This window comes from Streptomyces sp. G45 (genome assembly GCF_049542095.1).
GTDB lineage: Bacteria > Actinomycetota > Actinomycetes > Streptomycetales > Streptomycetaceae > Streptomyces.
In genome coordinates, this window is sequence record NZ_JBMUZU010000004.1 from 17,997 (window position 1) to 35,849 (window position 17,853).

At 69.6% G+C, this 17,853-nt stretch carries 24 protein-coding genes and 1 pseudogene; 19 read left to right on the plus strand and 6 right to left on the minus strand.

From position 1 onward, the window contains the following. Window positions 1-60: 60 nt before the first annotated feature. From ACOBQU_RS40570 to ACOBQU_RS40595, 6 genes and pseudogenes are all read right to left on the minus strand, one after another. Window positions 61-783, minus strand: a complete 723-nt coding sequence (locus ACOBQU_RS40570) for a hypothetical protein (protein ID WP_423635685.1) — start codon at window positions 781-783, stop codon at window positions 61-63. 142 nt (window positions 784-925) lie between these two features. Next, window positions 926-1,498, minus strand: coding sequence for a guanylate kinase (locus ACOBQU_RS40575; protein WP_423635687.1), 573 nt, complete (start codon window positions 1,496-1,498; stop codon window positions 926-928). Then, the gene (locus ACOBQU_RS40580; protein ID WP_423635689.1) at window positions 1,495-2,538 is read right to left on the minus strand and encodes an AAA family ATPase; all 1,044 of its coding nucleotides are present in this window, start codon (window positions 2,536-2,538) and stop codon (window positions 1,495-1,497) included. Before ACOBQU_RS40580 ends, ACOBQU_RS40575 begins: the two co-directional genes overlap by 4 nt. A 195-nt stretch (window positions 2,539-2,733) precedes the next feature. Continuing rightward, window positions 2,734-3,886 (minus strand): annotated as a pseudogene (locus ACOBQU_RS40585) (dihydrofolate reductase family protein). A gap of 46 nt (window positions 3,887-3,932) precedes the next feature. Continuing rightward, complete coding sequence (locus ACOBQU_RS40590; protein WP_423635691.1) at window positions 3,933-4,835, minus strand: DNA-binding protein; 903 nt, start codon at window positions 4,833-4,835, stop codon at window positions 3,933-3,935. After that, window positions 4,742-5,398 (minus strand): helix-turn-helix domain-containing protein, encoded by a 657-nt coding sequence (locus tag ACOBQU_RS40595; protein ID WP_423635693.1) that lies wholly within the window; start codon window positions 5,396-5,398, stop codon window positions 4,742-4,744. The genes ACOBQU_RS40590 and ACOBQU_RS40595 overlap by 94 nt, the downstream gene beginning before the upstream one ends. A gap of 269 nt (window positions 5,399-5,667) precedes the next feature. Between ACOBQU_RS40595 and ACOBQU_RS40600 the strand changes: the two genes are divergently transcribed. The 19 genes from ACOBQU_RS40600 (at window position 5,668) to ACOBQU_RS40690 (ending at window position 17,663) form a co-directional block, all read left to right on the plus strand. Next, window positions 5,668-6,000 carry a WhiB family transcriptional regulator gene (locus ACOBQU_RS40600; RefSeq protein WP_423635695.1) on the plus strand — a complete coding sequence of 111 codons (333 nt, stop codon included), beginning with the start codon at window positions 5,668-5,670 and terminating at the stop codon, window positions 5,998-6,000. Window positions 6,001-6,225: 225 nt separating this feature from the next. Next, window positions 6,226-7,659: a hypothetical protein gene (locus tag ACOBQU_RS40605; RefSeq protein ID WP_423635697.1), complete on the plus strand. Its 1,434-nt coding sequence runs from the start codon at window positions 6,226-6,228 to the stop codon at window positions 7,657-7,659. Between the two features lie 227 nt (window positions 7,660-7,886). Next, on the plus strand, window positions 7,887-8,135 hold the full coding sequence (locus ACOBQU_RS40610) for a type IV secretion system DNA-binding domain-containing protein (RefSeq protein WP_423635699.1): 249 nt from the start codon (window positions 7,887-7,889) through the stop codon (window positions 8,133-8,135). An 11-nt stretch (window positions 8,136-8,146) separates the two neighbouring features. Further along, window positions 8,147-8,926, plus strand: a complete 780-nt coding sequence (locus tag ACOBQU_RS40615; RefSeq protein WP_423635701.1) for a hypothetical protein — start codon at window positions 8,147-8,149, stop codon at window positions 8,924-8,926. Then, the gene (locus ACOBQU_RS40620; protein WP_423635703.1) at window positions 8,911-10,173 is read left to right on the plus strand and encodes an FtsK/SpoIIIE domain-containing protein; all 1,263 of its coding nucleotides are present in this window, start codon (window positions 8,911-8,913) and stop codon (window positions 10,171-10,173) included. Before ACOBQU_RS40615 ends, ACOBQU_RS40620 begins: the two co-directional genes overlap by 16 nt. Before the next feature lie 98 nt (window positions 10,174-10,271). Next, window positions 10,272-10,523 carry a hypothetical protein gene (locus tag ACOBQU_RS40625; protein ID WP_423635705.1) on the plus strand — a complete coding sequence of 84 codons (252 nt, stop codon included), beginning with the start codon at window positions 10,272-10,274 and terminating at the stop codon, window positions 10,521-10,523. Between the two features lie 94 nt (window positions 10,524-10,617). Further along, the gene (locus tag ACOBQU_RS40630; RefSeq protein WP_423635707.1) at window positions 10,618-10,875 is read left to right on the plus strand and encodes a hypothetical protein; all 258 of its coding nucleotides are present in this window, start codon (window positions 10,618-10,620) and stop codon (window positions 10,873-10,875) included. Between the two features lie 34 nt (window positions 10,876-10,909). Further along, window positions 10,910-11,077 carry a hypothetical protein gene (locus tag ACOBQU_RS40635; RefSeq protein WP_423635709.1) on the plus strand — a complete coding sequence of 56 codons (168 nt, stop codon included), beginning with the start codon at window positions 10,910-10,912 and terminating at the stop codon, window positions 11,075-11,077. Between the two features lie 82 nt (window positions 11,078-11,159). Continuing rightward, entirely contained in the window at window positions 11,160-11,930 is a 771-nt protein-coding gene (locus tag ACOBQU_RS40640) for a hypothetical protein (protein ID WP_423635711.1), read from the plus strand. A gap of 39 nt (window positions 11,931-11,969) precedes the next feature. Next, window positions 11,970-12,431 carry a hypothetical protein gene (locus tag ACOBQU_RS40645; RefSeq protein ID WP_423635713.1) on the plus strand — a complete coding sequence of 154 codons (462 nt, stop codon included), beginning with the start codon at window positions 11,970-11,972 and terminating at the stop codon, window positions 12,429-12,431. Between the two features lie 43 nt (window positions 12,432-12,474). Continuing rightward, window positions 12,475-12,894 carry a hypothetical protein gene (locus ACOBQU_RS40650; RefSeq protein WP_423635715.1) on the plus strand — a complete coding sequence of 140 codons (420 nt, stop codon included), beginning with the start codon at window positions 12,475-12,477 and terminating at the stop codon, window positions 12,892-12,894. Between the two features lie 23 nt (window positions 12,895-12,917). Further along, window positions 12,918-13,133, plus strand: a complete 216-nt coding sequence (locus ACOBQU_RS40655; protein WP_423635717.1) for a hypothetical protein — start codon at window positions 12,918-12,920, stop codon at window positions 13,131-13,133. A gap of 89 nt (window positions 13,134-13,222) precedes the next feature. Then, window positions 13,223-13,858, plus strand: a complete 636-nt coding sequence (locus ACOBQU_RS40660) for a DUF6197 family protein (protein WP_423635719.1) — start codon at window positions 13,223-13,225, stop codon at window positions 13,856-13,858. A gap of 64 nt (window positions 13,859-13,922) precedes the next feature. Further along, window positions 13,923-14,660 carry an FtsK/SpoIIIE domain-containing protein gene (locus tag ACOBQU_RS40665; protein WP_423635721.1) on the plus strand — a complete coding sequence of 246 codons (738 nt, stop codon included), beginning with the start codon at window positions 13,923-13,925 and terminating at the stop codon, window positions 14,658-14,660. Between the two features lie 90 nt (window positions 14,661-14,750). Beyond that, window positions 14,751-15,803, plus strand: coding sequence for a hypothetical protein (locus ACOBQU_RS40670; protein ID WP_423635723.1), 1,053 nt, complete (start codon window positions 14,751-14,753; stop codon window positions 15,801-15,803). Beyond that, a complete protein-coding gene (locus tag ACOBQU_RS40675) occupies window positions 15,803-16,231 on the plus strand; it encodes a GGDEF domain-containing protein (protein ID WP_423635725.1) in 429 nt (142 codons plus the stop codon). Before ACOBQU_RS40670 ends, ACOBQU_RS40675 begins: the two co-directional genes overlap by 1 nt. A gap of 142 nt (window positions 16,232-16,373) precedes the next feature. Further along, a complete protein-coding gene (locus ACOBQU_RS40680; RefSeq protein ID WP_423635727.1) occupies window positions 16,374-16,643 on the plus strand; it encodes a hypothetical protein in 270 nt (89 codons plus the stop codon). Window positions 16,644-16,701: 58 nt separating this feature from the next. Beyond that, entirely contained in the window at window positions 16,702-17,151 is a 450-nt protein-coding gene (locus ACOBQU_RS40685; protein WP_423635729.1) for a hypothetical protein, read from the plus strand. 350 nt (window positions 17,152-17,501) lie between these two features. Further along, on the plus strand, window positions 17,502-17,663 hold the full coding sequence (locus tag ACOBQU_RS40690; RefSeq protein ID WP_423635731.1) for a hypothetical protein: 162 nt from the start codon (window positions 17,502-17,504) through the stop codon (window positions 17,661-17,663). Window positions 17,664-17,853: the final 190 nt, after the last annotated feature.

A 17,853-nucleotide genomic window follows, 5' to 3' on the forward strand; every position in this document is an offset into this window, starting at 1 on the left:
CGAAACGCTTCCACCTGGGCAAACAGGGGGTCTATCCCCAGCTCCCTGGGGATCTGGGGGTCAGCTTCGCTGCATCGCTTTGAGGTCCCGCAGGGTCAGTTCGTTCGTCCCCCGCTCTGCCGCGGGGCTTTCCGTCCAGGCGAGGATCCCCGGGGCCGCCTTCTCGTACGGGGTGCCGGCGACCGTGTTCTCCCCGTCGGTGGCAGCAATCTGGGAGAGGTAGGCGGCGAGAGCGTGCGGCCCGCCACCGCCGTAGCCGATGTTGTAGCCGGAGCCGTGCCGCTGCGGCAGAAGGGACAGAACCCCCTTCTCACTCCGGACCCAGAACACCCCGTAGTCGACCATGAACCTGCTGACCCTGTCGCCCGGAAGCAGAGCGAGCGGAGCGAACGTCTCGTACGTCCACTCGTCGGTGCCACCGTCACCCACATGCTTGAAATGGTCGCCTACGACAGGCAGCCCGAACACCGGGTCGTAGAAGGGACGCTGGCACACACAGCCCGACCCTCTGACAGCCGACGGGCTGTCCTTGTCCTCCTTCACGCACGGATCGAACAACGCCGGGATCTTGGTTGGCTCCACGAGCATGCAGTGCAGCGCGTTGGGCTTGCAGCGCTCCAGCCGGTCCAGCCACTCCCGGGCGTACGGAGACTCCTTACGGATGGTCACCTCGCCATTCCGTGACGCGGAAGCGATGCCCAGCCGCTGCTCGGTGTAGACGACGAAGTGCAAATACCCCTTCGTCGGGTCGGTCAAGTTCAGGTCGCCCTGCAGGTCGGTCAACTCGGCACTCCCTGATGGATGTTGGGCGCGAGGCCCCGGAACCCTCGACACTGCATCACCAGAACGCGCCAGGCCAGAGTGCCTCCGGCCAGACAGCAGAAGGCCGTGTTTCCCGCGGGAAACACGGCCGATCACCGGAGAGCTACGCCGGGCCCGCCCCAGGGTCCGAGGACAGCCGGATACGGTCGGCGGTCACGGCGGGGGAGTAGGCGCCGGTCTGCACGGTCATGTCCCACACCTGATCCGGGTGGGCGTCGACATCGTCCTGTGTCGCTTGCCACGCCTTGATCCGGGCCTCGGTGTCGGTATCGCCGCGCCCGACCGACCGCGCCTCGGTCTCCTCCTGGGTGCACCACAGCAGCACGGTCGTCCACCGCGCCGGGTACGCCTCCATCACCGCGCGCACCCCCTCGATCTGCCCCAGGTGCAGCACCGGCACGAGGCCGGCGGCGACCATCTCGTCCAGGCCGGGCCGGTCCACCACGTACGTGTTGCCGTACCTCGAGTTGGCGTAGATGACATCGCCGGCCTCTTCGAGCGCGGCCAGCTGCTCCGCGGTGCCCATCCGGTACCCCTCGGTCTTCCCACTGCCGACCTTGAAGCGCTGAAACAGCGCGTACCGGGAGTCGAGCTCGCTCAACGCCCGGGTGACGGTGTCCTTCCCGGCAGCGGGCGGGCCGTAAAGGATCACGGCGCGGGGGAGCGGGCTGGTCATGCGTACATCCTTCCGAGGGCGAGCTTGGCCTGGTCAGTAAGGGAGACGGCGTTCCCGAGGCGGTTGTCGACGACGAAGTGCGGCACCTTCGGGCGGAAGCCCTCGTCGACGCCGCGGATGTACTCGTCCCAGTTCGCGAGCTTCCAGGCGTCCCTGGCCGCGCTGCGGAAGGTGATGTACTCCTTCATCGACGCGTGATCGCAGCGCACCCAGATCACGGCCGTCTCCGCGCCGAAGGCCCGGCACTTGTTCGCCAGCCGCTGCATCCAGGCCGGGTCCGAGAACTCCTTGAGGAACGGCGCATCGAGCACCGTGGAGATCCCGGCGCGGATGTTGTCGTACGCCGACTCCATCAGGCACTGGTACTCCGCCTCCCGCGCCTTCTCCAGGTACAGCGGCGTGTGCCGGTCATGCGGGTCACCGCCGTGCGCGATCAGCAGCGCCTCCACGAGCGGCCGGGTCAACGAGTCCTTGTCGAGCCGCGGCCAGCCGGTCAAGTACGAGATGAACTCCGCGAGCTCGGACTTCCCGCTGCCCGCGTACCCGCCGACCAGCACCATGTGCGGCCGGTGCGGGTCACCACCGGTGTGCCGCCGACGCCAGGCATCCATGATCCGGTGCCGCAGACCGTGCTGGTCGACTTCCCCTCCCGCGTCGATCTGCAGCAGCGCCGACTCCACCGCCTGGACGTGCGCGCCGGTCACCATGTCCTGCTGCGGTGTGATCTTCGGGAGGTGGGACTCCTCCTCGTGCGGCAGCTTGTGCCGGAACCCCAGCTCCCAGGGCGTGGCCCCGTAGAGCGCGCAATACGCCCGCTGGTACCGCGGGTCCGGGTACGCCTTGCCCATCTCGTGGTTGAAGACGGTCTGGAAGTTGCCCTGCACCGACGGCTTGAGCTTCAGGACCTCCGAGATCTTCCGCAGCTCCTCACCGGCCTGTTCCAAGGTCAGCGAGTGAGCCTCGCGATGCTCCCGCAACTTCCTGGGCTCCCACCCAGGCCGTTCCTTCGGTGCCACGTCGTTCCCGCCGATCGTCTCCATGGCCCGGAGGCTAGATCCGCCTCGCGGGACGCCGGTATCACTGCCGAGTTGAAGAGGAAGTTGAAAACACCCCCTGAGCTGCACGAATACATTCCTGTGAACTGCACCATAGCGCCCAGGTGTGTCAACTCGGTCGGGGATTCGGAAGGAAGCAGAAAGCCCGGGTCCTGGACCCGGGCTTCTTGGGGAGGGGGCTCAGAAGTTGATCCCTCGGAGGTGGGCATTGGCCTCGCGGGCGTCGCTGGCGTACAGCGGGATCTCCACGACGGTCAGCCCCGCGGCCTCGAGCATCTCGAAACCCTGGCAGTCGTCGACGAACAGGCTCGGCTCGCGCCAGGCGATGACCACGCGGGCGAGACCCGACTCGAGGATGCGCTGCGTGCAGGTGGCCACCGGCTGGCGGCGTTGGCTGCACGGCTCCAACGAGCTGTAGATCGTGCCGCCGCGCAGCTTCTCGGGGTCGGTCACCTTGGCCAGGGCCGCGGCCTCCGCGTGGATGTGAGGATCACCGCCCTCGCGGGAGTAGCCGCAGGCGACCTCGTCTCCGTGGGAGTCGACGATGACCGCACCGACGCTGAAGGCGCCTTCGGCCGGCGGGCAGTGGTGCGCTAGCTCGACCGCCATGCGCATCCACATCTCGTCCGCGTCAGTCCATGGCTTCTCGGTCACTGGCTGCTCTCCTGCTTGGGCAGGTAGCGCAGCAGCACCACGTCGCCAATCGTCTTGGCCTCCGCCAGCGTCATCCGCCGCGTGGAGCCCCCGGGTAGGCGGCCGGGCTGAGGAACCGCGGAGCCTCGGCGTCGCCGACCACGAGAGGCGCGATGGCGAGGTGGATCTCGTCGGCGAGGCCCTGGGAGAGGAAGGCGGTGTGGATGCTGCCGCCGCCTTCGACCATGAGCTGCTTGATGCCGCGCTCGCCCAAGTCGTCCAGGAGCGCGGCGAAGTCGATGGAGGGTCCGAGCGAGACGACGTCAGCCAGGCCTTCGAGCCGGGCCCGGAGCTTCTCCTCTCCCGCGTCGGTGGTGTACGCGACCTTCTCGCCGCCGTGGTGCCAGAACTTCGCATCGGGATCGAGGTCGCCGCTGCCGGAGATGGTGACCTTCAGCGGGTACTCAGGAAGGCCACGGGCGATGCGGTCAGCGCGTCGCTGCTCGCTGTTCACCAGCAGCCGCGGATTGTCGGCGCGGATGGTGCCGGCGCCGATGAGGATCGCGTCGGACTCAGCGCGGACCTGGTCGACGCGGTCGAAGTCTTCGCTGTTGCTCAGAAGGAGCCGGTCGGGGCTCGCGTCGTCGATGTAGCCATCGACGGAGGTGGCAACACTCAGCAGAACGTACGGGCGGGGCAAGGTCATCTCCCTGGTCAAAGCAGCAATGGACAGCAGAGCGCGGCCGTCAGGCCTCATGGAGCACCGACGCGTTGAGCGCGTCCTGGAACTCACGCACGGACGGGACCGTACGCCACTGCTGCAGGTCGGTGTCGAGCTGCGCCAGCTCCGTCATGATCCGCGCCGATCCCGTCTCGTTGCCGATGGACAGCGCCTCGAGTCCGACGGTGGCGGCCTGCTCTGCTTCACGGCTCCCGGCGTACGCCAACGCCTCGCGGGCCAGGTACACCCCACGGTCACGGTGGTAGCCGGAGGGCAGCGCGTCAATCGCCGTACGGAACCCCTCGGCCGCCGCCTTGTGGTCCCCAAGAGCCGACAGGCTGCGCGCCCGATGGACGTCGATGTACGCGTCGTCCAGCCAGACACCCCAGCTGGACGAGGGGTCGGGGTCCATCTGATGCAGCAGCTCCTGGGCGTGGTCGTACGCCCGAAGCGTCCCCCGCCCGTCACCCCGCAGCGCGTACCCGTGCGCGGCGTACGTCGCCGCGACCGCCGCGAGCCGCGTGCCCGGACGGGCCGTCTCCTCCGCCGCCTCCGCGACGTCGATGGCCTCGATCGGGTCTTTCATGTCCCCGGCCAGCTGACTCTTGCGCGCCAGGATGTAGGCGGTCAGATCCGGATCACCGGCCCCGTGCGACCACTGAAGCGCACGGTCCGTCCAATACTGCGCCGCCCGGTGATCACCGGCGTCCTGGTGGAACCAGCCGCACAGCTCCGCGAACTGCGTCCGGATCTGAAGAAGCCGCCGACGATCAGCTCCGCCCACCTGCTCCCGCAGCGCGGTGATGGCGTTGATCTGCTCCTGCACCTTGGGGATCAACTGGTGCGGGCCGAACAGGTTGTCCGAGTCGATGAGCACCCGGCGGACCGCCTGCAGGTGCTCGATCGGGTTGCGGTCCGGCGCCACCACCCGCGGGGGCGTCGACGAACTGGCCTGTGCCAGCGGAGCGCCCACGATGCCCGCAGCCGCGGCACCCAGGCCTCCCAGAAACGCCCTTCGAGGTACAGACACGAAGATGATCCTTCCGTCAGAGGTCCGGCAGGGACAGAGATCCCCTCCGCATCCGACAGTGCATGTACGTCCGGATTGTCAGCCAGATCCACCGACCCGTTGGCCACATGGGACCCCGCTTTGGCCACATGAGTCCGGGACAAAACGTCCATGCCGGCGCCGCTCAGGATCATCTCGTGGAGCCGCACCAACGCCCCGCTGGCCCCCAGTGCGTCGTCGTACGCCCGGACCAACGCGGCAGACGGCGCCTGCTCCCCGCGCTCGACACGCCCCATGTAGCTGTAGTCGTACCTGATCAGGGCCTTCAACTTGGCCAAGGACAACTTGCGTTGGGTACGCCAGGCACGCATCTCCGCGCCCAGGTAGTGCTGCGGGCTCTTGTGCGGTGTCAGTTCATTCGGCCGCTGCCCCACGCCGTCCTCCCCGATGTGGCCCACGTGGCCAACCAACGGCGGCCACATGCTGCGCCTGTCGAACCGCCTTGCCTCACAGCTACAACCGGATCACAGGCAGTTCCCAGCCTATCGACCGCTGCTGACAGGCGGCACGGACCGAGCGGGAGGACCTCCGGATGCAGCGCCAACACCAGGCACCTACACGAGCTTTCAACTCGCTCCTTCACCGCGATGAAGACCGAGTTGAAGGAGAACCGCAGCGCATCGTGATACTGCCGCGCCCCGCTGAACGGTTGGCTTGTCTCACCGATCACCGCAGCTTGGAGGGGGCACCGATGAACGTTCTGCCGCTCGACACCGCTACCGAACTCGCCCGCCGCGTCACCCTGGTCCGCGACTCCATCCCCATGGACGACCTGGCGGCCGCGGTGAACGAGCTGGGGGAGTGCCGGCGCTTCGACGCCGAACGCTGGCTCATGGACACGACCGGCACCCGCTCCCTCGCCCGCGACCTCGTGCGCACCGAGCAGGAGCACAGCATCTGCGACGGCTGCCCCGTCCGGGACCGCTGCCTCTCCCTCGCGATCCTCACCGGCGACACCCGCGACACCATCCACGGCGGCCTGCTCCCCGTGCAGCAGCGCCGCGTCGCCGCGCTCCTCTCGTAGGAAGCGCCAGCCGCGCCTCTACCCCGACTCCCCTCCCGTGTCGAACCTGCCCGCCCGCTTCCCGCAGCAGCATGACCGCGTTGTAGCCGACCGACAGGTAACTTAGCAAAGCTCTTAGCAGAGAACTATGCATCCTCCTTGCAGTGAGCTAGCGTTAGGGGAAGCAGGGGGCTTTCACAGACCTTGCGGCTCAGCTATGCACACGCTCAGAGACTGGGAGACGAAATGACCAACTGGATCGGGGATCGCTTCCACGCGGACCCCTGGATCGTGGTGACGGCAGGGGGTGTCCTCGCGCTGGCCCTGCTGCTGATCGTCACCAAGCAGGTGCAGCGGCTGCTGGTAGAGCGGCGCGTGCTGCTGGAGGAGGCTGGGGAGCCGGAGCAGAAGCGCGGTGCCGCTGTTGTGATGCTGACGATCGCGGCGGTCCTCGCGACGGGCGTTTCGATGGACACGGCCTGGCGGTTCGTCGGCAGTTCCCTCGGGATCACCAACGAGGTCGAGCGGGCTTTCCTGTTCGGGGTCGGTGAGATCGCGCTGTTCTCCCTGGCGCTGGCGGCCCGTGCGAACCTCCGGGACGAGGAGAAGAACCGGACCGGTGCTCCGGGCATCGCGGTCAGGGCCGTCTCGGGCTTCCTGGCGGTGCCGGCCTTCGCGGAGTCCGACAGCCTGGCGGCTGCGCTGTTCCGTACGGTGATGGGCCCACTGGCCTCGGCGTTCCTGTGGCACCTGGCCATGGGGATCGAGCTGCGGCAGACCAACCCGAAGGCCCGTGACAACAGCATGTGGGCGCTGCTGACTGGCCAGCTGCGGGAGCGGACACTCGCCCGCCTCGGCCTGGTGGAGCGCGACCGTGACGCCGATCAGATCGCCCGAGACCGTGCGACGGTCAAGGCCGCGGCGCTCGCGGAGAAGTACGCGGCCCGGACCTCGGAGGACGGCAAGGACGGCCTGCGGGCCCGCCGCACGGCGCGGTCCCTGCAGAAGCAGTTGCGCAAGGCCGGTGTCGCGTCCAGCCCCGAGCAGAAGCAGCAGCTCCTAGCGCTGCGCGCGGTCTCCCAGCACACCCGCGGCCTGGTGAAGATCGAGCTGGAGTCGCCGTGGACCACGACGGTCCCGCAGGTCTCCGCCCCGGCCGCTGAGGCGCACCCCCTTCCCGCGTCGTCTGAACTCCCGGGGCTCCCGAAGGTCTCCCTGACGAAGGAGGCCGACCTGGACGAGGAGTGGAAGCAGATCATCGAGGCGACCGAGGCCACTGACGAGGACGGCCCGGACGACGACGGTCCGAAGGGCCCCGGCGGCGCCCCGATCCCGGAGCAGCCGGGCGGTGACGCAGAAGCCGTCGCCAACGCCACGGTCTGGGCGCAGGACACCGAAAGCGATGTCGACCGTGAGGGCGAGCCGGAGCCGGTGCTCAGCGAGGCGGACCAGGAGCACGCCCGGCATGTGGCCGCGCTGGAGCCGCTGAACAACGCCGACTCCATCCGGTACGCGGCACAGGAGACCGGCAGCGCAGTGGCCGGGCAGCTCGTGCGGTGGCTCGCGGAGCACGGCAAGCAGGGCGTGAACGAGGGTCATGCCTACCGGGTCGCAAAGAAGTTCTTCGAGGAGCAGCGCCGGAGCAACATCCGCCCGCTGCGCCCTACTCCGGGGGTCTGACGTGGAGGCCGGAGTGCAGTGGATGGCAGGGGCGAGTGTTCCCGCGCTGTCGCTCTCCGTGCCTGGCGCCGCGATGTCGAAGGGCTGCGGCAGGCCCCCTCAGCAGGAATCAAGCAGCGAAATACCTGATCAGTCCCGTAGTGGACGGGTGGACCGGTCGGCGGATGAAGAGCTTGGCGGCATTCCCCGCCGACCGGGTACGGCCCACCAGCTCAGTGGAGGAAACCGTGAGCGACATTCTGGCAGTGCCCGAGCAGGGGCCGGAGCAGGGCGAAATCGGACTCAGCAGCAGTGAAAGCAGTGTCCGGTTCGTGATCGAGGAGGGTCACGTACTGCTCGGCGGCACCACGGGCAGCGGCAAGAGCAGTGCGGCGGCGGCGATCCTCGCTGCGCTGCAGCCCGGTACGAGGGTCCGGGTGATCGACCCGAAGAGCCCGTGGGCGATGGAGTTCATCCGTGAGGCGGGTGAGCAGTGATGCCGGTCTGGATGGTGCTGGCCGGCGTCCTCGTCCTGGTCCTGCTCTTCGGGAACCGCGGTACGCGCGCTGAGCGGCGGCTCTTGCGCCGGATGTCCCGGGTGCAGATGCCGATGCAGCCAGCCGACGCGCCGGGCTGGATGCCCGGGACCTGGGCGCACGGCAAGAAGCGGCACTGGATGAGCCTCGTGCCGCGCTGGGCGATCGTCGTGTTCGTGCTCCTGGTGGGCGCGCTCGCGGTCGGCGTGTGGTGGCTGTGGACCAACTACCAGGGCTACTTCACCGCCGCTGGCCTGCTGCTTTGCGTGCTGTCGGTGTGGGTGTGGCGGCGCGGCCGGGTGGCCCGCCGTCACCGCGAGAAGGTCGTGAAGCCGTTCTTCGCGGCCACCCGGAAGATCCTCAGCGACATCCCGGACGATGCCTCGCACAGGGACTGGGTCACGATCCCGGTGCACCTGATGGGCACGCAGGAGATCCGCACCCTGCGCGACCGGCTCCCGGAGTCGCTCGTGGAGCGGGTGGAGTCCTGGGGCTGGGTCGCCCGCATGACGCTGACCTGGGAAAAGGCCATGAAGAAGCCGCGTGCGGCGATGGACTGGTTCCGCGCTCTGGGGCCGGTCGCCTGGTACACGGAGCGGCAGGCCCGCGCGGCGGAGAACGCCCAGCTCACGGTCAAGCTGCCTCCGGAGGCGGAGCTCGGTGAGGGCGAGCAGGCCCGGCTGAAGAGCCTGGTCTCCCGCCGTATCCCGGGGAGTGGGAGCCGAGCTGGGACCACATGGACTTCAAGGTGACGTTCAAGCGGCCCCCGAAGCCGCCGGCCAAGGTGCTCCTGGACGACGTCCGCGAAGAGCTGCTGGCGCTCGACGCCTCGAAGGCCCTGCTGGGCCTGGGCACCCGCGCTGAGAAGATCTGCATCGACTTCGACGCGGAGACCCCGCACGTCGGCCTGAGCATCGGCACTGGTGGCGGCAAGTCCTCCACGCTGCGCTCGATCATCGCCCAGATGGTCCGCAAGGGCGCTGAGCGCGTCATCATCATCGACCCGAAGCTGATTTCCCTGGACTGCTTCGAGGGCGTTCCTGGAATTGAGATCTACACGGACCTCGCCGAACAGTGGGAGGCCGTCGCAGAGTTCAAGCGGGAAATGGAGCGCCGCTACCAGATCAAGAAGTTCAACAAGGAAGTCGAGTTCCCGCGCTGGATTCTCGTCTGCGAGGAGCAGAACGACTTCGCCGAGGAGTCGTACCAGTACTGGAGCGAGGTCAAGGACAAGAAGGACCCGGCCAAGCCTCCGGTATTCGGCGACATTGCCCGGACCCTTTTCAAGGGCCGTCAGGCCAACATGAACGTGATTTCCGTCTACCAGCGTCTTACGGCGCGTGCGGCGGGCGGCACGGAATTGCGTGACCAGTACGGCGCAAAGATTCTCGCCCGGTTCTCTCCGCAGGCTTGGAATTCCCTGGTCGGGACGACTCCGAGGCCGAAGTCGAGCCGCCACAACGGCCGCGCCATCGTCGTCATCGGCGGCTCGGAGCGGCAGTGCCAGATGCTGTTCATGTCGGATGACGAGGCCCGCGAGTGGGCGCTCAACGGTCGCGAGCCGCTGGCTCCGCCGGTCTACGTTCCGATTGCGGAGCGTGAAGCTGAGGCTCTTCCGGACCCCGTGTCCATGGTCAAGGAGGAAGTGTCCACGCTTAGCGATCACCTGGGGAATGTCCATGGACAGTCCATGGACGAAACCGTACGTAACGGGGCAGACCAGACGGTGACGGAAAGTGATGTCCACGAGGGTTCGAACAACGTCGTCCCGCTGGTGAAGCCCCCCGGGAGCCCGAGGCGATCGTCGGCAACGCGGCGGCCGCGGAGTTCCTCGGCTACGACGGAGACAAGGGAGTCCAGGCCTTCATCAAGGCCCGCCAGCGCTACAAGAACAGCGAAGGCGAAGACATCCCCGGCACCTTCAAGGTCGGAAACAGCCCCGCCTGGTGGCCGAAGGACCTCAAGCGCTGGCACGCGAAACTCCCGCGCGCCGGAGTAAAGGAACTCACCAAGCAGGCAGCCGGAAAGTAGGCCCCTGATGGGGCGGCCCGGATAAATTCCAGGCCGGGCCGCCCCACCCGGATAGCAAAACCCCCGTTGAACACACCCGACGGGACAGCTCTATCTCAAAAATCAGCGAAAGCGGGGAAACGAAAAATGGTTACCGGCTCAATCGTCGTTGTTCTGACCCTCCTCGTTGCGGCCCTTGTCAAGTTCGGAGCCATGAAGCTCTGGCAGCCCGTAGTTGCCGGAGCATGGGGTTACTACCTTGCCTCTTCCTCTATCGGCCCCGCGATCGGCGCAGGCCTCACCAATTTCTTCGACTGGTTCGGCTCACTCAGCTTCTGACCCGGCCGCCGTCGCTGATCCCCGGTGCACCCGCCCGGGCATCGGCGTCCTCGACCGGACCCGTCCCGACAACCGCGATCAAGGAGCCCGACCGATGTTGTTCTCCAGCCTCCCGAGCCCGGCCCGTAAGGCGTTCCTCGCCCTGGGGGTCGTCGTCTTCGCCATCACGGTCCTCACGCCCGAGGAAGACGCGTCCCCGGACAAGCCGCGCCCGCTGGGCGTTGTGGTCACCAACACCGGCACCCAGGTCACCGTCCGCACCGGCGATGGCGAGCGGCACACCGTCGACACCACCCCGGTCGACGTCGCCCAGTGCACCGTCGGCCGCACCTTCCCGACCTGCGCCCACTGACCCGAACCCGGCACCAACCCGAGGAAGAAGCCCGATGCGCATCAACGACCGCGACGCCATCAACCACACCGAACTGGCCCGGATCCTCGGCACCGCGCTCTTCGCGGCCCTGCGCCGCGGCCACCTGACGCCCGCGCAGAAGCGAAAGATCGACCGGATCGTCGCCCAGGCGGAAGAGCGCGAGGCCGCCCGCGGGGCCTGAGCCGGAGAAGAAGTCTGCGCCGACTGTCACACCGAGCCCGGCGAACCGGCCTGTAGCAGATGAACCGAACGGAGAACCCGCGATGACCGACCACAACAACACCCCCGACCGGGGCATCGACGAACCGCGCCAGATCGACAGCCCGGCCGCTACCACCACGCGTCTCGCCCAGGACCTGCCCCGCCCGTCCTCCGTGCTGCGCGACCTGGCCGACGCCGCAGGGGAGTGGCTGTCCGACCGAGCCGACGATGTACGCCACGCCGTCGCCGGAGGCTGGAGCGAGACCGACCGCTGGATCAAGGCGACCCTCGGCGGCGTGGCGCTCGTGGGCGTCGCGGCCGTTGGCGGCACCCTGCTCGCCTTCACGGTCCAGGGCATCGCGGGTGCGGTGGACGCCGCGGCTGGCGCCGTCCCGGGCGGCTCCGCCCGCCGCACCGGCTTGCTCGCCTCGATCACCTCGCCGGTCTGGGCGTACCTGCGCTCCCACACCCAAGGCCTGGCCGTCGACGCCCGCACCGCGTACGCGGCCTGGCTGCTTGTCGTCCTCGGCAGCGGCGTTCTGTCGTGCGTCACCAAGAGCTTCGGCGCCCGCTTCGCCTGGGGCCTGGCGGGCGCGGCCACCGGCTGGATGGTCTGGCATGGCGCCCCGGAGGCCGGCCGCGAGGTCGCCGCCGGCCTCACCGCCATCGCCTGGGCGCTGCTGTCGATCGTGGCGCTGCGCGGTTTCCGCGTCGGCATCACCAACACCGTCAGCAACAACGTCGCGCCCGAGACCAAGCCCCAGGTCAACGTCCCCGCGCCGGTCGTCAAGCGTGTGGAGATCAACGGCCGCGCCCTCAAGTCCCTCGACTGACCAGTGCAGTTCGCAACCCACCTCAAGGAGAAGGAACAGATGACCACGACTGTGACCGAGCAGAAAGCCCAGGAGACCGCGTCGCTTCCGCTGATGCGGCTGCGCGAGGCGTACCAGCGCCACTTCAGCCCGCAAGCCGAACGAGAGCAGGAGATCCGGGGCGTGGCCGCCGCGGCCAGGGACTTCATCAGCTACCTCCCCCAGGAACTGTGCGAGGCCCTCTCCGGCCTGGAGTGGAACGGTTCGCCGTCGCTCAAGGAGAACCGCCTCCACCAGAGTGCTGCTGCGCACCTGGGTTCCGGCGTGTGGCTGTACTTCGGCCTCACCTCCAACGGCGAGTCCCGGGAGCTGCGGCTACTGGCGCCGTGCGAGTGCGGCGACGGCTACCACGACCGCGAGGTCACCCGGTGGGAGGACCTGGTCGCCACCGCGGGGCTACTCGACGCCCTGGACGGGCCGCCGATGCCGTGCCCCGAGGACGGCTCCTGCCGCAGCCGCTGACCGCCCAACTCCCCATCGACACCCCCGCGAAGGAGAGATCCGAATGAACATCGAGCAGCTGCTCACCGGCATGACGTACAGCGACCAGTACGACCTGATCCGGCACCTGGACGCGCAGACCGACCGCGCGTTCACGCTCATGGAGACCGCCTCGATCCAGGCCACCCGCCAGCTGCAGGAGACGGCCGACTACCAGGCGCCGATCCTCACCGGCCGCGGCCAGATCGCCGACGTCGCGGTGGTGCTCGAGGCGATGGTCACCGCCGCGCAGGCCAACGGCCAGACCGACCTCGCCCAGCTCCTAGGCGCGGCCGCGGAGACCGCCGACGACTTGCTGATCTACCTGGCCCGTGCCGCGCACGGCACCCTGCCCGCCACCACCGACCAGGACGACGACGCGGGCGAGGACGAGGGCCAGGAGGACGGCGACCAGGACCAGGCCGGCGAACCCGTCGCGGCCTGAGCGAGAAGAAGGAGAACCCGGAGATGAAGTACCGAGTCGACATTCCGATCCAGAACAAGGCCACCGGCGCGAAGGGCTGGCAGTGCGTGGTGGTCGACGCGACGGTCACGCGCGAGGCCCGTTCGCTCGCGCTCCTGGAGGCCGGCGGGATGGCCGCCACCCGGCACCGCCGTGACGCGGTCCTTGTCCTCAACGACCCCACCCGGCCGATCAACGTCATCGACGTGTCGCTCGGCTGACTTCGCCCCGGGGCGGCCGTCTGCACCGGCTAAGGCGACCGGCCGCCCCGGGCCCCCAGCAATCCAGAAGAGAACTGGAGACCCCCATCATGACCGCAACCCTGATCGAGATCGAGACCAGCTCCCGTCTTCTCGCCACCGAGGTGGAGGAGTGGCTGAAGTCGATCACCGAAGCGGCCCCGGCCGCCGACCCCTCTCCCGCGTCGACGGACACCTCCCCGTTCGACATCAAGGCCCTCGCCGCGGCCGGCCTCGCGGAGATCGAGCGCACCGACCGCGCCAGCCAGACGGCCCGCACCCTGGCCCGTCCGAGCCTGCTGGAGCGCCTCGCCCGCACCCACCGCCGCCCGGCCGCCCGCGCCAGCCTCCACATCCGCCGCGCCGCCGCCGTCATGGCGACCGCCGGATGGTCGCGCACCCACCTCACCGACGCCGCCGGACGGCACTGCATCCTCGGCGCGCTCCAGGCCGTCGACGCCGACGCCGACACCGTGCTGCGCTCCCACACCCACATCCGCGCCGCGATGACCACCGGCCTGCCGACCCGCTCGGACGACTGGGAGCAGGACCTGGCCACCCGGTGCCGCCGCGCCGGCGCCGACGTGAGCACGGTGCGCCGCCAGATCGACATCGCCACGCACAACGACCTGTTCGCCGCCTCCCTCGGCGCCGTCCTGGAGCTGATGGAGACCGCCGCCGCCCTCGCCGAAAAGGCCGGCGACTGAGGTGTCCGCTTCCCCGCAGAACATCACCGCGACCCGCTCGAACCGAGACGAGAAGAGGACCACCATGGCCGTCCCGTACATCCCCGACCCGCACAACAACCAGCTGCTCCCGCTGGGCGTCGACCCGTCCAACAGCCGCCCGATCACCCTCGACCTCGACCTGTACCCGCACCTGCTCATCGCGGGCGGCACCGGCAGCGGTGTCTCGTCGGCGCTGCGCCTGATCACCGCCCACACCGTGGCGGTCGGCGGCACGGTCGACGTCATCGACCCCCGGCGCGTCAGCCTTGCCGAGTTCGAGGACGTGCCCGGCGTCCGCATCACCAAGGACCCCGCCGCATTCGCCGCGCAGATCGAGGCCTTCCACGCGGAAATGCAGCGCCGCTTCGAGCAGTCCGCGAGCGGCCCGCGCCGCATCCTGGCCGTCGACGACCTGACGGCCTCGCTCGCGTGGCTCCGCCGCTCCGAGGGCCCCGCCCTGCGGAACACGGTGCGACTGCTGGGTGAGGTCGCGTTCGCCGGCCGCGCCGCCGGGATGCACCTGGCCCTGGGCCGGGTCGACCGCGGCACGCTCCGCCGCATGGGCGACGCGGCCCTCCAGGACGCCGTCACGGTGCTGCTCCTGGGCCGAACCACCCGGATGACCGCGCAGCACCTGGGCGTCGACCCGCAGCTGCGCCGCACGTACCCCGGTGCCGCGGTGCTGAAGACCCCGGGCACGACCGGCCGCCAGATCGCGCTCTCCTTCCTCACCCCCGAGCAGGCCCGCACCGTCGCCAGCCGGGCGCCGATCGCCGACTGACCGCGATCTCTGTCCACAGGCGAACTAGCTGATCATTCAGCGCCCGGGGCCTTCCCGGCCCCGGGCGCCCGAGACGAGAGGCACGACGAAATGGCCCGCAGCACCGGCAAGAACCGCACCCGCCTCCCCAACTGGATGCGCCGTGCCCCGCGCCGCCCCGCGGCCGCCTCCGGCACGCTGCCCGCGCCCGCCTTCCCCGGCCAGGCCCGCCTGCACCCCTCTCCCGCGTCGCCGCTCGCCCCGCAGGGCTGGAGCGTGCTGCTCGGGCTCGACACCGTCAGCGGCCAGCCGGCCCACCTCGACTTCGCCCGCGACGCGCACCTGCTGCTGGAGGGCGCGACGTTCACCTGGCCGGTCGGGGGTGTCATCGAGGCACTGACCCGGCGGATCTTCGACCACGAAGCGGCGCTCACCGCGATCATCCCCGGCTTCATGGACCCTCCGCTGTCCGCCCACCCGGACCTCACCTGCGTCACGCACGCCCACGCGGCCGCCGCGATCGAGGGCTTTCACGCGAGCATGCAGACCGCGCGCACCCCGCGCCGCCCGGCCGACCACCGCTTCCTGCTGATCGATGGCCTCAACTGGCTGCGCGCCAAGGCCCGGGAGAACACCCGCCTGGCGACGGCCGTGGACGAGCTGCTGCTCCAGGTCCTCGTCAGCGGGCACCGCACCGGTCACCACGTGATCGCCAACGACTGGACGCCGCGGCTCGCGCACTTTCCCGGCCGCGCCCAGCTGCGCGCTGCGTTCCCCGCGCTTCTGCAGCAGCCCGACGCCGCCACCCACGAAGACCGCGCCGTGCTGCTCGCCTCCACCGGCGAGCACCGCCTGCGGTTCTTCCCGCTGACCTCACCACGCGCACGAACTGACCCCGCACACAAGCGGGGCGCGCCCTCCTCGCCAGCAAGCACGAAGGGCACGCCCCAACCACTCCCGAAGGAGCAGATCGAGATGACCACACCGACCACCCGCACGGCAAGTCCGGCCCCGGTCCTGGACCGCGTGGCCCTCGACAAGCTGATCGCCGACCTGCGCACCAAGCAGACCGGCCCCGAACTCGCGGAGCAGCGCCACCAGTTCCTCGACAGCGATACCGCCCTCGACTACACGCGGCGCACCGCGACCGGTGGTGAGCGGTGATGGCCGGCCCGATACCCGCCCTCGTGGTCGCCGCCCTGGTCCTGGCCTGGGCGCTGCACGCCGGATGGCTCCACCGGCAGCTGCGCGCGGAGCGCCGCGACCCGCTCACCGGCCTCACCGACCGCCGCACCTGGATGCGCGTCACGGACCGGATGATCCGGCGCGGCCGCGCGAACACCGTGCTGCTGCTGGACCTGGACGACTTCAAGCCCGTCAACGACACCTTCGGCCACCAGGCGGGCGACGCCGTCCTGGTCGCCACCGCCGCCCGGCTCACCGAGGCCTGCGGCCCGCACGCGGCCATCACCCGGCTCGGGGAGACGAGTTCGCGCTCGCCCTCGACACCGCCGACGCGCCGTCGTTCGTCGCCGACCTCGCCCGTGAGCTCGCCCGTCCGGTCCCGTGGCCGGGCGGGCCGCTGCGCGTGACGGCCTCCATCGGCACGGTGCGCACCGCCGACCTCGAGCAGCCGTCGGCCTCTGCCGCCCTGGGCGCTGCCGACGACGGGATGTACGCAGTCAAGGGCCACGGACGCCGCGGCCGCCGTCTGCAGAAGACGGGAGCGGCGGCATGAGCGACGACCAGTTCCGCGCCTGGCGGTGGGACCGCGAGGACAAGGCCGCCAACGCCCAGGCCCTCGTCCTCTACACGGCCGGCCACACCATCCGCTGCGACCACCACGGCCTCCTGGTCGACGGCCGCCGCCTGGACACCGCCGCGATCTACCTGCCCGTCGACGCGAAGGACGCCGACCGGCTCGACCTCGGGGCGCCCCGGTGCTCCTGGACGTCGACGACGACGGTGTCCTCGTCTACCGCGGCCGCGCCCTCGCCCGCCTGATGCCCGGCGAGCTCGAGCTCCTCGAGGACGCCGGCACCCCGGCCGGAAGGGGCGCCGCATGATGGCCGTCGAGATCCTGGAGACGAACGCCCTGCGGGGGCTGACCATCAGGCAGCCCTGGGCGGACGCCGTGGCGTACCTCGGCAAGACCATCGAGAACCGCACCTGGCGCACGACGTACACCGGCCCGCTCCTCATCCACGCCGGGCTGGGCGTCGATAAGGAGGCCGCCAAGCAGGCGCCGGCCGGACTCCCCGGCGTACGGGGTGCGGTCATCGCGACCGCCCGCCTGACCGGCTGCCACCGCTGCGACGGCGAGTGCAGCCGGTGGGCCGAACCGGGCGTGTGGCACTGGGAGTTGACCGACGTCCAGGCGCTCACCGAGCCGGTCCGTGTCACCGGCGCTCGCCGCTTGTGGGTCCCCGACGACCAGCTGCGTGCCCGGGTCAAGGCCGCCACGTCCTCGCTCCCGCGTCGTTCCAACTGCGAGGGGAGCGCCGCCCCATGACGTGACCTCAGCGAACTGACCCTTCCACCAGGCGGGCCCGGTCAGCACCAACAGGCCGGGCCCGCACCGCTCGTATCGATGTGACAAATGTTGTTTGGGGTGGCGTGTTGTGATCCAGAAGCCCGCTCAGTGGTGTAGCTTGATGTCTGATCATTTTTCTCATGAACGATGGGGAGAGACTGATGAGCTCAACTCACCGCGGGCCGGATCAGCGGCAGGGGGTGACCGCAGCCGAGATCGCGCGCATGTCCGGAGCCGTCACACGCCCGACCGCCGCCTCGATCGCTGCGAGAGCGGGCGTACCCGGGCATCACGTCCGGCGCGGGATCTCCCCGGACAACGCGCGCAGGATGGCGAACGCGTTGTCGGTGGGTCTGCTGTCCGAGCGTTCCGCGCGGGCGCTCGCGGAGGACCCGCAGAAGTTCTTGAACGCCACGTACGAGCTGCAGGAGCTAGTGCGCGAGATCATGCGCGCCAGGGACGAGGACTCCGGGGTGATAGCGGTGGCCTGACCCCAGGTACGACAGAGGCCCGGCTTCCCCGCCAAGAGAATTCCGGGCCCGCATCGCGGCACTCACGTGCCATCTCGCTACATCGCTTCCTGTTCCCCGCCGGGGTTATCAGTCCCGGACGACGGCCTTATCAACCGTTGTGGGTCCAGGGAGCGACCCAATCGCTTGTTGGAAGGGTACCCATGGCTTC